Source organism: Streptomyces sp. NPDC104381 (assembly GCF_055583745.1).
The window spans coordinates 944,489-959,549 of sequence record NZ_JBVJNK010000003.1 but is presented as its reverse complement, the minus strand read 5'-3'; the positions used below and the strand labels follow the sequence as shown (position 1 = coordinate 959,549).

Sequence of the window (15,061 nt, the reverse complement as noted above, 5' to 3'; positions counted from 1 at the left end):
CGCGCTGCGCGCGGGACTACCCCTCCCGCTCCGCGGGAGCGCTGGCGGGTGGCTGCGCCACCCGCACACCCTGCTTGCTGCGCAAGCAGGGTGACGGCCCGTCCGCTGCGCTCCCGGACCGGCGGGACTGCGTCCCGCTACCAGGCTTCCGCTTCGCTCCAGCCTGGCCGGCGGGTCCGCTGCGCTCCCCCGCCTGGCGGTCCTTCCGGCTGCGCCTCCAGGATCGTTGGGCCCGCTCGCGCGGGCCAGGCTGGCTATGCGGGGTGGGGGTGTGGCTGGCGGTCCGGAACAGCATCGATCTTGCCGTCGTAACGACATGCCGTCGTAACGACATGCCGTCGTAACGACATGCCGTAGTGCCGCCAGTGGCACGACTACTGACGGTGCTTCACTCCCGGGGCCGGGAGCGACTCTGGAATGGAGGCCGCATCACTCTGCATCACTTGGTAGATGTATGTAGACTTGGCGGATATCGGGAACCCCCTCCCCGGGGTGAGTACGACCTGCCAACACCCGAGCCCGCGCGGGGCGCAGCGCCGTGACCTGCGCGTACACCCACCATGGGCGTACTCCTGAGCCGTGTTGCACACCGCGCCGCAGGCCCCGCCGAACCACCCCGTGCGAGAGGCCGGCCAACCGCCCGCCGAAGCCCTACACGTGAATTCAATCGGTCGCCACAAACGCCGAAAATTACCTCACGAATAACCTCTACATAAACACCTCATGGCTTTTTAGATTTCGCCTCATAAGGAAGTGTCTGCTATAATGATAAGCGTAAGGCATTAACCCCCAAAGGGAAGGAAGTGCCATGCCAAATAAATTATATAAGGAGCTTCATAATGTTCGGTATCGATACGTTCATGTACCTACTAGGCACTATTTATTATGCTATTTGCCTAACTGAAAAGTTCAATTCTCGCAAGAAGTAGGCGGCACCCCGGCCCTCCGAGCGTGTGCTCGGAGGGCCGCCGATTTCAGATCATCACCAGAGAACCTCACATGCGCGGTCTCGCCGACATGCCGTTCCGGCGGCACGGCATCCGTCCCGACCACAGCAGGTCAGAGCCATGGCCAGGCCGCCGTCGTGGTCAGGAGGTCGTACGACGGTCCAGAGCATGAGCGAGATGCTCGGCGCCATGATCATCAACATCGACGAGGAAGCCGACGTCGAGGCCGCCAAGGTCGAGTTCGTGAAGCACTGCGCGATCACCGCTGCCGTCGGCCAGCTCCACGACGAGTTCTCGGCAGAAGGTCCGCGGCAAGGTGCACTTCAGCAGCGACATGGTCGTGTAGGCGTGTGGGGGAGAGGGTGAGCCGTTCCCGTTCCCGGCCCGGTGCACTGAACGGCCAGAGGAACTGGTACCGCCCGTCGTGCCAGTCGAGGCGTTGCCCGTGACGCTCGCGCCACCCGTCGTCCCCGTCAAAGTGCCGCCCGTCGTGCCCGACGTCCCGTTGCTTGCACCGCCGGCTCCGTCGCCGTCACCGCCTGGGCCTCATCCCCGACCCGTAGGCGTTTCTGCGGCGGAAAAGACGTAAGGGGTGATCCCTGATGGGATCACCCCTTACGTGCGCGAACCTGGCGGCCAGACCCATACCAAGAGCCTGCAGACCGCGGAAACCTACGAAGGAGGTCAGTCCTTTTGCCGTGAGGCCCGCTTCTGGTCTCCCGCACGCATTCACTCCGCATCAGCGCCCGCTCCTCTGGGCCGGCAGACCTGGCCGCCCCATGTCGGGTGAGTGCTTCAACGTGTCCCCCACTCTACGCCGGTGCGAGACTGTGCGTCAAGACCAAGCGTTTTAGACCAGGCACTCACCGCTGGTTTCAGACTCCAATGACTGCTTGTAATCAACTAGGACCCACGTTTACAGCGGCTCCAGGAGTACACTTAGCTATGGCAGTACTAAATTGACTATTTCGCTAGGAGTCTATGCGATGGCCGTGGGGTCCGATGACGAGGTGAAGGCCGCGCGCGCCGCTCAGCGATCCGCTGCGCAGCAGGCCCTGCTGATCAGTCATGCGCGCAGTGCCGCTGTGCGGTACCGGTTCATCGCCCGCGGCGGCGTGGAAGGGGACTCGCCGCCGATGGCGAGGCTGCTGCGCGGCAGCGGCGGGCGGGGCGGCAAGACCCGGTTGCAGCTGTACCTCTCGATGTTGTGGCTGGCGCGCAACGAGGACCGGCCTGTGTTCCAGTACCCCGCGATCACCTGGAGCCTGCTGCTCGGTTACGGCGACAACCCCGCGGGCGTACGGCGTGTGCAGGAGGCGCTGCGTTGGCTCGATCGCGAGGCGTTCATCGAGCTGCGCCGGCGTCAGGGAGCTTCCTCGGCCGTTCACCTCCTGAGCGACGCGGGCACCGGCCGTCCCTACCAGGCGCCCGGACCGGCGATCAAAACCGTGCCTCGGGCACAGCGGGACGAGCATCTGTACGTCCAGCTCCCAGCCGGTCTGTGGACCAATGGTTGGATCATGGAGCTGTCCGGGGCCGCGGTCGCCATGTACCTGGTGCTGCTGCACGAGCGGCGCGGCGAGAACAAGCAGGTCTGGCTCTCGCCCCGGATCGGCCGCGAGGTCTACGACCTCAGCGACGAAACCCGCCGCAAGGGCCTCACCGAACTAGCCGCCCACGGCCTCATCAAGGTCTCCAAGCGGCCCCTGCACCAGGGGCTCTTCGACGACCCGCTGCGTACCCGGCACGTCTACGACCTCAACCCCGACGCCCTCGGCCAGCTCGACCCCCACGAAGCCACCACCGGGGCGCCGGGGGTCTTCAGCCAGCCCGCCAGGCCGTTCAGCGACGATGACGACCCCACCGTCTGGCAGCGCCGCATCAACGATCTGTGAACCCGCCGGCACCCGCGTGCGTGGCCCGGCCGGAACACCTCCGGCCGGGCCACGCACGCGTTCGTACGAAACAGCGGCGTCCTACGTCGCCAACGCATTGGCCTTGATCTTGTTTACCGTCGTGGCCGACTGACCCGCGAACTCCCCGATCCTGCGCTACGTCCAGTCGGCCACGCCGGGCCGGCGACCACGCCGCGCGCCCAGCTCGCAGGCGAACGCCTGCCCACCGTCCCGGCCCGCACCGCAGGACGCGGACACGGTGCCGTCGCGCCCTGACATCGATCGATACCGACCCGTACCGGCCTCGCGTACACGCGTAGCGCGCGGAGCGGCGCCCGCGCGCACCGCGGCGGGCCGACGAATGGTTGGTCAGGGCGGCGGTGAGGAACTGCCCGGTGGAATGGCCGTAGCAGCGCCGTACGGGACGGGCGCGGCGAGCAAGGCGGTCGAGATCTGGGGCAAAGAAAGAGGACCCCGGCATGGCGTACGGCGGTTCATCGAGGAACATGGCGAGTCCGCAACTTCCTCTGTGACTCCGCCTCCAGCGGAGCTCGTGCCCTATTTATGGCCGACGGCAGAGTACGAGGCCAGGAAAGTCATATCCGGTATTCCCTTCCTGGAAAATTATGCCGAATCTTTTTTAGCAAATGAAATTTTAGGAAATAATTCTCTGCAAGATCATTTCATCCTGGTCGACGGCTCCCGCTGGCGCCCGGTGCTCAGCTGCAGAGAGGATGTTTCCCCGAGCCCCCGGGGGTGCCGATGCGGTCCCCGACCGCCCTCTGGGCGCATCGGCGCAGACGGTTTCCACGTCGTTGAAAGCCCAGCCGAATTGCCGGCACCCGCCACGGGGCCCGCGCTCTACGACTGGCGGAGCGGGGGCGGTGGCTGTCATGCCGCAGCTGCTGTGCCAGCCGGTCCGAAGACGTCGTCGAAGCGGTGCGCTTGCTCTGTGCGTACGAGGTGGAAGGCGCCGCTGTGGTGGCGTAAAGCGTGGGCGGTGTAGTGGACAACTTCGGCCGGGGTGAGGACCTTCAGGTCGCCGAAAACGTAGTACAGCGGGGTCGGGGCGTGGGCCGCGGTGAAGAAGAGACCGGCGGTCACGGTGTCGGCGCTGACGGCGTAGCGGTCGGTGTCGGTGCTGGGCATACGGTCTTTGGCGTCGATAGTGATCAGGTCGGCGCCGCGGGCGGCGATGAGGTCGGGGAAGTGCCGCAGGACGGAGCGGGTCCGGCGCAGGGCTTCCTGTACGGCGGGCGGGTAGGTGCCCTGTCCGCAGGGCTGGACGGTCCAGCCGCGGGCGCGCAGCGCGGCTGCCACCCGACGTTCGTGCATGTCGCCTATCGCCTGGCGGTCCTGCCACTGCGTCACCCTGGTTCCCCCTCGGGTAAGTTCTGTCATCCGCACGCGTGATACGAAGGATTCATAGTTCGTCCTACCCCCCTGGACGCTATGATGCTCCTCATGGCGGCATACGTTGACCCACGCTTTCGTCCTACGCTCTGGCCCGGGACGCCCGTGCCGACACCGGAGTTGATGCCTCTTCGCGGGGCGCGGGCCGACGGCGAGTGGATCGTCTGGACCCCGCAGCTCCATTCCCGCTCGCACACGGTCCCCGTGCCGGAGGACTTCTACCTGCGCGAGTTCATGGAGGTCGACCCCGGGGACCTCCATGCCGTGGCCGCCTTGATGCGCACTTACGGACACCTCGGCGGGAGCATCGACACCGGGAGCTGGCACGAAGACGAGTACGACCGGCTCAAGGAACTCACCGAGCGCGAACACCCCCGCGCGCCGTTCGCCCTTCACGGCGAACTGGCCACGCTCTACGTGACGCAGGCCAAGACGGCCATCACCACCTGGCTGGCCCTGCGCCGCGAGGGCGGACTCGACGCGCTCATCGAGCCGGAAGTCTCCGAGGAACAGCTGGCGCAGTGGCAGGCCCAGAACACGCATCGGGACGAGGTGTGGCCACGCGACCTGGACCATATGCGCGAGCTCGTCCTGGGAATGAGGATCAGCGACCTGGTGGATGAGCTGAACGCCGCGTTGAAGCGGTTCAGCATCGGCATCGGCGGCCTGGGCGACCGCTACCCCACCATCCTCGCCGTGGCGTTCCTCCAGCTGTACAACCATCTCGCCGAGGACGCCACGATCCGCGAGTGCGCCAACGAGACCTGCCGCCGCAACTTCGTACGCCAGCGTGGCCGCGCCGCATACGGACAGAACCGCACCAGCGGCATCAAGTACTGCAGCCGCGAATGCGCCCGCGCTCAAGCCCAGCGCGAGCACCGTCGTCGCCGCAAACAGCAGACCCCGCCCCTGCAGCAGCCGGCGGCCGGGAAACCGACGCCGCAGGACGGACCGGAACCCGTCGGCCAGGCGGGAGCTGAGTGATGATCAGCCTGCGAGAACACCAGGTGGAAGCGAACGCGCGCATCCGCGCATGGGCGGGATTTCCCACGAGGTCACCTGTACCGGCGCACGGGTTGCGCGGGACCGTCGTCTCTGCGACCGGCTCCGGGAAGACGATCACCGCCGCGTGGGCCGCACGGGAGTGCTTCCGCGGCGGGCGGATCCTCGTCATGGTCCCCACCCTCGACCTGCTCGTGCAGACCGCCCAGGCGTGGCGGAGGGTCGGCCACCATGGGCCGATGGTCGCGGTGTGCTCGCTGGAGAAGGACGAGGTCCTGGAGCAGCACGGCGTGCGGACTACCACCCACCCGATCCAGCTCGCCCTGTGGGCGGGGCACGGGCCGGTGGTCGTGTTCGCCACGTACGCCTCACTCGTGGACCGTGAGGACCCCGAGGATGTCACCGGCCGGACGAAGGTGCGCGGGCCGCTGGAGACTGCTCTGGCCGGTGGGCAGCGGCTGTATGGGCAGACAATGGCCCAGTTCGACCTCGCCGTCATCGACGAAGCCCACTCAACCACCGGTGATCTCGGTCGGCCTTGGGCGGCGGTCCACGACAACATCCGGATCCCCGCGGACTTCCGGCTCTACCTGACCGCGACCCCGCGCATCCTCGCCTCCCCCCGCCCGCAGAAGGGCGCGGACGGCCGGGAGCTGGAGATCGCGACGATGGCCAGCGACCCGGACGGGCCGTACGGTGAATGGCTGTTCGAGCTCGGGCTGTCGGAGGCGATCGAGCGGGGCATCCTCGCCGGGTTCGAGATCGACGTGCTGGAGATCCGCGACCCCTCCCCCGTGGCCGGGCTGTCGGAGGAGGCGCTGCGTGGGCGGCGCCTGGCGCTGCTGCAGACCGCGCTCCTGGAGCACGCTGCCCGGCACAACCTGCGCACCGTCATGACGTTCCACCAGCGGGTGGAGGAAGCCGCCGCGTTCGCGGAGAGGATGCCGCAGACGGCCGCCCGGCTGTATGCGACCGAGACCTCCGAGAAGGCCCTGGCCGTCGCGGACGCCCTGCCGAAGTCGTCCATCGGCGCGGAGTTCTACGAGCTGGAGGCCGGCCGCCACGTACCCCCGGACAGGGTGTGGTCGGCGTGGCTGTGCGGTGACCACCTCGTCGCCGAACGCCGGGAGGTCCTGCGCCAGTTCGCCGACGGCCTCGACGCAGGCAACAAGCGCGTGCACCGGGCGTTCCTGGCCAGCGTGCGGGTCCTGGGCGAGGGCGTCGACATCACCGGTGCGCGCGGCGTGGAGGCCATCTGCTTCGCCGACACCCGCGGCTCCCAGGTCGAGATCGTCCAGAACATCGGCCGTGCCCTGCGCCCCAACCCCGACGGCACGGCCAAGACCGCCAGGATCATCGTGCCCGTCTTCCTTAAGCCCGGCGAAGACCCCACCGACATGGTCGCCTCCGCCTCGTTCCGCCCCCTCACAGCCGTCCTGCAGGGCCTGCGCTCCCACTCGGAACGCCTCGTCGAACAGCTCGCCTCCCAGGCCCTGACCAGGCAGCCGCGGACGAAGACGCACCACCTCGTCCGCGACGAGGACGGGCGCATCGTCGGGGCCAGCGGCGAAAGTGACGGTGACGGGGAGCTGGACGGTGCGCAGGGCGCGGTGGGGTCCGTGCTGCTGAACTTCTCCAGTTCCCGCGACCCGGCGATGATCGCGGCGTTCCTGCGCACGCGGGTGTATCGGCCCGAATCGCTGGTGTGGCTGGAGGGCTACCAGGCCCTGCTGCGCTGGCGGAAAGAGAACCACATCACCGGCCTGTACGCCGTCCCCTACGACACCGAGACCAAAGCCGGGGCTACGAAGGCGTTTCCGCTCGGCAGGTGGGTGCACCAGCAGCGGCGCACCTACCGCGCCGGTGAACTCGACGGCCACCGCCAGGAACTCCTCGACGAAGCTGGCATGGTGTGGGAACCCGGCGAGGAAGCCTGGGAGACCAAACTCGCCGTCCTGCGCTCCTACCGGCGCGCCCACGGCCACCTCGCCCCCAGACGCGACGCCGTCTGGGGCGACGCCGACAGCGAACTGGTCCCGGTCGGGGAGCACATGGCCAACCTCCGCCGGAAAGACGGCCTCGGCAAGTCCCCGCATCGCGCCGCAACGCGGGCCGCGCAGCTGGCCGCGATCGACCCCGACTGGAACTGCTCCTGGCCACTGGACTGGCAACGCCACTACCGCGTCCTGGCCGAACTCGCCGCCGACGAACCAGGCGGCCACCTGCCCGACATCGCCCCCGGCGTCCTCTACGAGGGCGACGACCTCGGCAAATGGCTTCAGCGGCAACGCCGCAGCTGGGCGGAGCTCTCCGGGGGACAGCAGCAGCGGCTGACAGCGCTGGGCGTGCAACCCGCCGAACCACCCGCCCCAGCCTCGGCGGCCAAGGGCGCCGGGAAGGCAGCAGCCTTCCAACGCGGCCTGGCAGCCCTCACCCAGTACATCCAGCGGGAAGGCAGAACCGTCGTTGGAAGGGCGCACATCGAGCAGTTGCCGGACGGTTCGGCGATCAGGCTGGGTGTGTTTCTGAGTAACCAGAAGGCCAGGCGTGACCGGCTGGAGGCGGAGCAACGAGCAGCCCTCGCTCAGCTGGGCTACACCTGGGCCGAAGGGCAGCCCGAGCGCGGCTGACAGCACGTCTGCGGGGTCAGGAACGCCTGGCAGAACCGGGATCTGGTTCTGGTACGCATTTGCCGTTGGCTTGTTATGCCCATTACCGGATGAGCCGATAAGGCGTTTGGCTCTGTGTGCGGAGCGCGGAATGGGATGCGGCAGGGGCCGGGCCGGCCGATGTCGGGGCTGTAGACGTACGGTTCCTGGCTGCGGGCGGGGCGACGGAGTGTTCGCCGTGGCCGGCGGCGGCTGCCGACGTGGCCTTCGAGCGGTGTCCGCCTCTGAGGCCGTTTCCAGTCCGCAAGGGCAAGCGCATGGCGCCGGGATGGTGGTGGTCGGCGACCACCGGGGGGCTCGTGCACTACGGGTCTGGGGCGATGCGTCTGCATCTGATGCTCCTCGACCGCGATCCACGCGTCCAAGGCCTGGCCAGTCGGCCGCTGGAACTGCGGTGGCGTGCGCCGGAGGGCGGGCGGACGCATGTCCCGCAGGTGATGCTCCGGCTCACCGACGGCCAGGGGGTCTTGGCGGACTGCACTGCCGCAGGGGAGCTTTCCGGGCGGCAGCGGTCCCTCGCGGCGGTGGTCGGTGAGGTGTGTGCGGGGGTGGGCTGGCGGTACTGGGTGCTGGGGCCGGTCGATCCGGTCTACCGGGCCAACGTGACCTGGCTGGCCGAGTATCGGCATCCGCGGTACCGCGCAGGACAGCAACTGGCAGCGGCGTTGCGGGAGTCGTTCGCAAGCCGTACGCCGCTGTGGGAGGGCGTGCGCCGGACCGGGGATCCGATGGTGGTCCTTCCCGCGCTGTTCCATGCTCTGTGGGCGGGGCAGCTGTCCGCCGATCTGGGCGCTCCGATGCATGAGCGGATGCCGGTGTGGGCGCCGGCGGCGTGATGGGAGCACGGGGCCGGGGGGCCGGCGGGCCGGTGGTGGAGGTGGGGGCCCGGGTGCGGTTCGAGGGGCGGGCCTGGACGGTAGCGGCCCTCACCGGCGGGCAGGTGCGGCTGATCGCCGAGAACGGCGAGATGGCGGCACTGCTGCTGTCGCTGTTGTTCGCCGACGAGGGGTTCGAGGTCGTGGCCGCGCCGGCCGTCTGCCGGGTACCGCCGCTGGGCCTGCTGGAGTCGCTGCCCGCACCGGTGCGGGAGCGGGCGCTTGCCTGGGAGCGGCACGTGCGGGAGGTGGAGACCGGGCACCCCGGCGGATCCGGTGCGGCCAGCCCCGCGCGGGCTGCGTACGACCCGCAGGTGCGGACGCTGGCGCAGCGGGACGAGGCGAAGGCGGCGGAGCTGTCGGCAGCGGGGATGGCGACCAGCGCGGTGACGGTGCGGCGGATGCGGGCCCGCTACCGCGACGGCGGGGTGTGGGCACTGGTGGATCAGCGGGCCGTTCGGCCCCGGTCGGCACTGGGGCGGGCGGATGAGCGGGTGGTGGCCGCCCTGCTCGAGGTGCTGGAGGCCGGGCAGGAACGCTCCAGTGGGACGCTGGGGCGGCTGCGCGTGTACACCGAGCGGCTGCTGGCCGAGCGGCACGGCCCCGGGGTGGTGCCGCTGCCGTCGACGGCGACGTTCAACCGGCTCGTTCACGCCCTGGCCGACGGGCGAGGGCTGCTGGGCAGTGCGCGCCAGCGCCGCTGGCGCTCGGCGCGCCCGGCTCCCCCGTTCGTCCCGACGACGGTGATGGCGCCGGGTGAGCTGGTGATGATGGACAGCACCGTGCTGGATGTCTTCGTGGTGCTCGACGAGGGGGTGGTGGAGCGGCCCGAGCTGACGATCGCGCTGGATGTGGCGACCCGCAGTATCTGCGCGGCCGTGATGCGGCCGAAGGGAACCCGCAGTGTGGACGCGGCGCAGTTGCTGGCGCAGATGATGATGCCGGCGCCGATGCGGCCCGCGTGGCCCGAGGTGCTGGCGATGGAATGCTCGGTGATCCCGTACGAGCGGCTGCTGAGCGTGGACGACCGGCTGAAAGGTGCCGCGGCGCGGCCGATGATCACCCCGCGGACCGTCGTGGTCGATCAGGGCAAGGTGTTCGTCTCGTCCTCGTTCGTCGCCGCCTGCGGGTCGCTGGGCATTTCCCTGCAGCCGGCGCCGCCGGGCAACGGGCCGGCCAAAGGGCAAGTGGAGCGCACGTTCTCCTCGATCAACACGCTGTTCGCCCAGCACGTGGCCGGCTACACGGGTTCCCACACCGGCGAGCGCGGCCGGGATACCGAAGGCGAGGCGGTATGGACGCTGGCCCAGCTGGACGACCTGCTGCAGGAGTGGATCATCTGCGGGTGGCAGGAGCGCGAGCACGACGGGCTGCGGCACCCGATGATGCCCCGCCGCGCTCTGTCGCCGAACGAGATGTGGGCGGCACTGGTCGCCGTGTGCGGGTACGTACCGGTGCCCTTGGGGCGCGAGGACTACATCGAGCTGATGCCCGTCAAACGGCAGAAGATCAACGACTACGGCATCCGCATCGACTACCGCACCTACGACCACCAGGTCCTCAACCCCTACCGCGGCGAACGCTCACCGGCGGCGGACAGCCTGTGGGAGATCCACTACAACCCGCACGCTCCCCACGAGGTCTGGGTGCGCCTGCCCCAACCCGACCGGCCGCGGGAGTACGGGTGGGAGGCGGTGCCGTGGATCCACCACACCCTGGTCAGCGCCCCGTTCACCGACTTCACCTGGCAGCACGTCAGGAGCACCGTCGACCAGCGCGGCAGCCGCGTGAGCCACGAACACGTCCTGGCCCTCGCCCTGCGCGAGCTCCTGGAACGCGCCGCCGCCGGACACGGCAGCCGGGTCAAGGTCGTCGCCGCCCGGGCACGCGCCCATGGCACCGCGAACGAGGACGGTGCGGTGTGGGGGATCCTGTACGGCCAGCCACCGCCGGCCGCAGACGGCAGGTCCGACCAGGACGACGGCTTCGACCACAGTGAGGAGGCCTTCGCCGAAGACGCGGAGGCGGAGACGGAGGAAGCCGACGCCTCCAGTGATCGCCAGCCTCTTGGCCCCGGCGGCTCCGAGGGCCCGGCCGGGGACAACGACGGCCAAGCACGTCCGGCGCGAGATTCCTACGTCACGGTCTACAACCCCTTTGAGGAATCACTGCGATGGTGAGCGCCTTCTCCGCCGGGTTCGCTCCCCTGGCCCCTCCGACCCTCTGGCAGGGCTGGGACGCCTTCGTCCACCGAGCTCCCGCGCCCCCACACGACGCAGCGGACCCCGCCTGGCCGCAGACCGAGCGGGAGGACTACCACTCCGAACTCGCCGTCATGCGCAGCCCCGCCATGGACAGCGTCTTCACCGCCGTGCGTCGCCTGCTGCTGGTCAACCGCCGCCAGCAGGCAGGCGCCCGGCGCGGTCTGATCATCTCCGGCCCGGCCACGACAGGTAAGACCACCACGATGATGGCGCTGGGGCGGTCCTTCCAACTGGCCGACGCCCGCCAGCACCCCGGCCAGGACAGCAGAAGACCGGTGCTGTTCATCAGCGTGCCCCCGGCCGCCACCCCGAAGATGCTCGTCAGCGAGTTCGCCCGGTTCCTCGGCATGCCCGTCACCGACCGCCTCAACCAGACCCAGATCACCGGCGCCGTGTGCGACCTGCTGTGCGAACTGGGCACCCAGCTGGTCCTCATCGACGACGTCCACCTCCTGGACACCCAGCGGCGCGCCGGCGCGGAAACCTCCGACCAGCTCAAGTACCTCGGCGAACGCATCCCCGCCACCTTCGTCTACTCCGCCATCGACATCGAGACCTCCTCACTGCTCAGCGGAGTGCGCGGCGCGCAGATCGCCGGCCGCTTCAAAATCTTCCGCCACCGCCCGTTGGCCTACGCGACCGAGCAGGACCGGGCGGTCTGGGACAACCTCGTGCGGGCCATGGAAGACCTGCTGCGGCTGCGCGCGCACCGGACCGGAACCCTGGTCAAGCACGCCGCCTACCTCCACGCCCGCACCGCAGGGCGGATCGGCAGCCTCTCCCACCTCATCCGCGAAGCCGCCCTGATCGCCCTCACCGAAGGCACCGAACGCATCACCAAGCAACTGCTCGCGGAGGTCGAACTCGACGCAGCCGCCGAAACCCAGGCCCGGCCGGCCCGACCCGCACGACGGAAGCAGTAGGAATTCCGCAATGGCGTACCGGTCCAGCACGCCCGCACCCGCACGCCTGCCCCGGAGCAGACGAGCGGGGCGCGAACGGGCGGCATCCGGCGGGATCGTGTCCGCCATGGGCGGCGGCGCGGCAGGACGCATCGCTGCGTTGAACGGGGAGCTGACGCTGTCGTTCCTGACCAGGATCGCCGCCCGGTACCACCTCGGGATCCGTGACGTGCTCGCCGCCGTCACCGACGTCGGCGGCCTGCAGAACCTCACCGGGATGCTGTACCCGGACAGCGAGATCCACCCCAACGCCCAGGCACGCGAACGGGTCGCCGCACTCTGCCATGTTCCGCAGCACGTGCTTGAGCAGGCGCTGCCCGCATGGACGCGGGAAGAGCCGTGCGGAAAGTACGGGGTGGGCTCGGTCGGGCGGCTGATGCGCGATGAGGAGGTCGTCGCCGCATGGGGGCCGGCCTGCCCCGCATGCACCACCGCCCGTACCGGACGAGAGGCGCCTGCCCGCCGGTACCTCGCACCCGAGCAGCGCGTCTGCGCACGCCACCGGTACTGGCTCCTGTACCTGCCCCACACCGGCGGGCTGACCGTCCCCCTCGGCCGGTGCCCGGAAGTGATCGAAGCCCAGCGGCAGCATGCCAGGCTGCTGCACCGCTCCCCCATCGGGGCATCGGCGTTCGAGGTCGCTCGTGCCGTCACCAACTCCTGGTGGGAGCAGCCCTGGCCCCGTCAGGAACGCGCCTGGCTGGCGCGCCTCGATGCCACACGCCCGGACGGCGCCGATCCCGGCTGGTGGATGGTGGCGGCACGCGACCTGATCAGCTATCCCGAGACCGCCGCCCTCGCCCGTCTGCTGGCCAGCCGCCCTCTGCAGCAACGCGCTGTCGCCGAATCGGGCGGCCATCTCCCCTACCGTCTTGGTGAGCTACCCGCTCTTCTGACCGAAGTCGCCCATGAGCTGCAGCGGTCGTGGCTTGTCCACCGCCTCGCCGCTGTCACCCACGGACCACTGTTTACCTGGGCCCACTCCTGCGTTCTCACCCGCGCCGACCCGACACCCGCGGCGCAGCAGAAGCTGTGGAAGGTGCATTCATCGCACCGGCCCCGCCCCCCTCAGCGATCTCCTGCCCCCACCGGAATCACGCACCGACAGCGGCCAGTCAGACCCACGGCCGGTGAAACGGCTGCGCGGCCACAGTCTCCAGGCCGAACGCGCCTTCCAGAGAAGCCTTGCGCACGCCCGTGCCTACCACCAGCAGTTCGGGCACCTGGCCGTCCCCAAGGAAGACTCCTTCGGCGATTACCCGCTGGGCACATGGCTGTCCAACCTGCGCACCCGCCACACCCGCGTGCCCGCCCACCAAGCCGCCGCCCTCAACGCGCTCTACCCGTGGTGGAACGCGCCCTGGAGCACGCTGTGGCAGCGCACCTGGCACCAAGCCCACGATCACTTGGAAGTCAACGGACCGCTCGAGCCGGCCCGCGGGTTCCCCACCACCAGCTACAGCCTTGGTGAATGGCTGTAGCTGCAGTGCACCCGCTACCCCACCCTCCACCCCGAACAACAACGCCTCCTCACCCACATCGGCATCGACGCGCCGGCGGCTGCCGCCGCACGCCCCCGACGGCGCAGCTCCGCCGAACGCTTTCAGGTAGGGCTGGCGCATGCTCGCGCGTACGCGGACGTCCACGGCAACCTCGCCGTCGTCGCCCACGCGGCGATGCACGACAGCTACCCACTGGGTCAGTGGCTGGGCAACCAGCGCAGGGGCCGTCGCTCTGATCGCCGCCCCCTGCCCGCCGACCGGGCTCAGGCCCTCGCGGACATCGATCCCTGGTGGAACCCACCCTGGGGCCTGTCATGGCAGCGCCACTATTCCGGGGCCCGTGACGCCGCAGTCGGCAGTCTCCTCCAGGCTGAGAGCGGCTTCAGTGACCTCGACGACTCTGGTGCCGCTGATTGGCTGTGGCGCCAGAGCGCTACGTACGACGAGCTCAGTGAGGAGCAGCGGCAGCTCCTCACCGACATCGGCATCACTGCCGAAGTGGCACGCAGCGCCCGGGAACACGCACGGACGGCACCACCGAGACCGGCTGCCGCCCCGGCTCAGCAGACAGACAAGCCCAGCCCGACCGGAAAGGGCGCGGATCCTGCCGCTCCCACCCATCGACACCGCACACGGCGTGCCGCCGAACCCAAGCGTCCCCGCGAGCCCCGCAGCCGCCTGGGACACCGCCCCGACCTGCGGCCGGGCTTCGAAACAGCCCTGGCACACGCCCGCGCCTACGCAGCCGAACACGGCCACCTCGCAGCCCCCCGCGACACCCGGCACGACGGCTACCCCCTGGGCATGTGGCTGCTCAGCTAACGCAACCGAGCCAAACAACGCGCCCGAGCCGGCCTGCCCCCCTCACCCCACCTGACCGAGCTCGCCGCAATCGACCCGTGGTGGAACCCGCCCTGGAACAGCGAGTGGCAGCGCAACTACTACCGCGCCCGCAACCACATCGAAGCCGGCGAACCCTTCGACCCCGCCGCCCGCGTCCCTGCACCGAGCACCGTCCTGGGCAGCTGGATCACCCGGGCGTGCCTCCAGTACGACCAGCTCCACCCAGACCAGCAGCACCTGCTGAACGCGATCGGCATCACCGCTCAGACAGCCGACCAGTGGCCGCCCAGCCCCCGGCCCCGGCCCCACGCCGAAGCCCTCCAACATGCCCGCACCTGGGCAGCCGAACACGGCCACCTCTGCCCGCCGATCAAAACCGTCCACGCCGGCTTCCCCCTCGGTCAATGCCTGGACAGCCAACGCCAACTCGCGAAGAAACGCAGCAGCCCCTCCCCCACCCAGCAGGCCCTCGCCACGATCGACCCCTGGTGGAACCCGCCCTGGCCCATCCTGTGGCAACGCACCTACCACCAAGCACAGGCCGATCCCCGCCACCCAGCAGCCCGCCACTGGCTCAACAACCAGCAACGCGGCTGGCCCCTCCTCCACCCCCACCAACAACACCTCCTGGGCAGCATCGGCATCGCCCCCAACCTGATTCGCTAACGCCCGTACCCGAGCCGAGGCCT

The 15,061-nt window shown here is 69.5% G+C and carries 11 protein-coding genes; 10 read left to right on the top strand and 1 reads right to left on the bottom strand.

Annotation, left to right across the window (positions count from 1 at the left end; translation table 11 throughout):
• Nucleotides 1–1,115: 1,115 nt before the first annotated feature.
• Both ACZ607_RS13760 and ACZ607_RS13755 read left to right on the top strand, forming a co-directional pair.
• Nucleotides 1,116–1,313: a hypothetical protein gene (locus ACZ607_RS13760; protein ID WP_469734898.1), complete on the top strand. Its 198-nt coding sequence runs from the start codon at nucleotides 1,116–1,118 to the stop codon at nucleotides 1,311–1,313.
• Nucleotides 1,314–1,933: 620 nt separating this feature from the next.
• Nucleotides 1,934–2,842, top strand: a complete 909-nt coding sequence (locus ACZ607_RS13755) for a hypothetical protein (RefSeq protein ID WP_469734897.1) — start codon at nucleotides 1,934–1,936, stop codon at nucleotides 2,840–2,842.
• Between the two features lie 891 nt (nucleotides 2,843–3,733).
• Here ACZ607_RS13755 and ACZ607_RS13750 read toward each other — a convergent pair.
• The gene (locus ACZ607_RS13750) at nucleotides 3,734–4,213 is read right to left on the bottom strand and encodes a hypothetical protein (protein ID WP_469734896.1); all 480 of its coding nucleotides are present in this window, start codon (nucleotides 4,211–4,213) and stop codon (nucleotides 3,734–3,736) included.
• A 165-nt stretch (nucleotides 4,214–4,378) separates the two neighbouring features.
• Here ACZ607_RS13750 and ACZ607_RS13745 point away from each other — a divergent pair, with 165 nt between their 5' ends.
• From ACZ607_RS13745 to ACZ607_RS13710, 8 genes are all read left to right on the top strand, one after another.
• Nucleotides 4,379–5,239 (top strand): CGNR zinc finger domain-containing protein, encoded by an 861-nt coding sequence (locus ACZ607_RS13745; RefSeq protein WP_469734895.1) that lies wholly within the window; start codon nucleotides 4,379–4,381, stop codon nucleotides 5,237–5,239.
• Nucleotides 5,239–7,887: a helicase associated domain-containing protein gene (locus ACZ607_RS13740; RefSeq protein WP_469734894.1), complete on the top strand. Its 2,649-nt coding sequence runs from the start codon at nucleotides 5,239–5,241 to the stop codon at nucleotides 7,885–7,887. The genes ACZ607_RS13745 and ACZ607_RS13740 overlap by 1 nt, the downstream gene beginning before the upstream one ends.
• Nucleotides 7,888–8,126: 239 nt before the next feature.
• Nucleotides 8,127–8,762: a TnsA-like heteromeric transposase endonuclease subunit gene (locus ACZ607_RS13735; protein ID WP_469734893.1), complete on the top strand. Its 636-nt coding sequence runs from the start codon at nucleotides 8,127–8,129 to the stop codon at nucleotides 8,760–8,762.
• 53 nt (nucleotides 8,763–8,815) lie between these two features.
• Nucleotides 8,816–10,981: a Mu transposase C-terminal domain-containing protein gene (locus ACZ607_RS13730; RefSeq protein WP_469734892.1), complete on the top strand. Its 2,166-nt coding sequence runs from the start codon at nucleotides 8,816–8,818 to the stop codon at nucleotides 10,979–10,981.
• Entirely contained in the window at nucleotides 10,975–11,988 is a 1,014-nt protein-coding gene (locus ACZ607_RS13725; RefSeq protein WP_469734891.1) for a TniB family NTP-binding protein, read from the top strand. The genes ACZ607_RS13730 and ACZ607_RS13725 overlap by 7 nt, the downstream gene beginning before the upstream one ends.
• Before the next feature lie 1,169 nt (nucleotides 11,989–13,157).
• Complete coding sequence (locus tag ACZ607_RS13720) at nucleotides 13,158–13,508, top strand: helicase associated domain-containing protein (RefSeq protein ID WP_469734890.1); 351 nt, start codon at nucleotides 13,158–13,160, stop codon at nucleotides 13,506–13,508.
• The gene (locus ACZ607_RS13715; protein ID WP_469734929.1) at nucleotides 13,509–14,351 is read left to right on the top strand and encodes a helicase associated domain-containing protein; all 843 of its coding nucleotides are present in this window, start codon (nucleotides 13,509–13,511) and stop codon (nucleotides 14,349–14,351) included.
• A 33-nt stretch (nucleotides 14,352–14,384) separates the two neighbouring features.
• Nucleotides 14,385–15,038: a helicase associated domain-containing protein gene (locus ACZ607_RS13710; RefSeq protein ID WP_469734928.1), complete on the top strand. Its 654-nt coding sequence runs from the start codon at nucleotides 14,385–14,387 to the stop codon at nucleotides 15,036–15,038.
• Nucleotides 15,039–15,061: the final 23 nt, after the last annotated feature.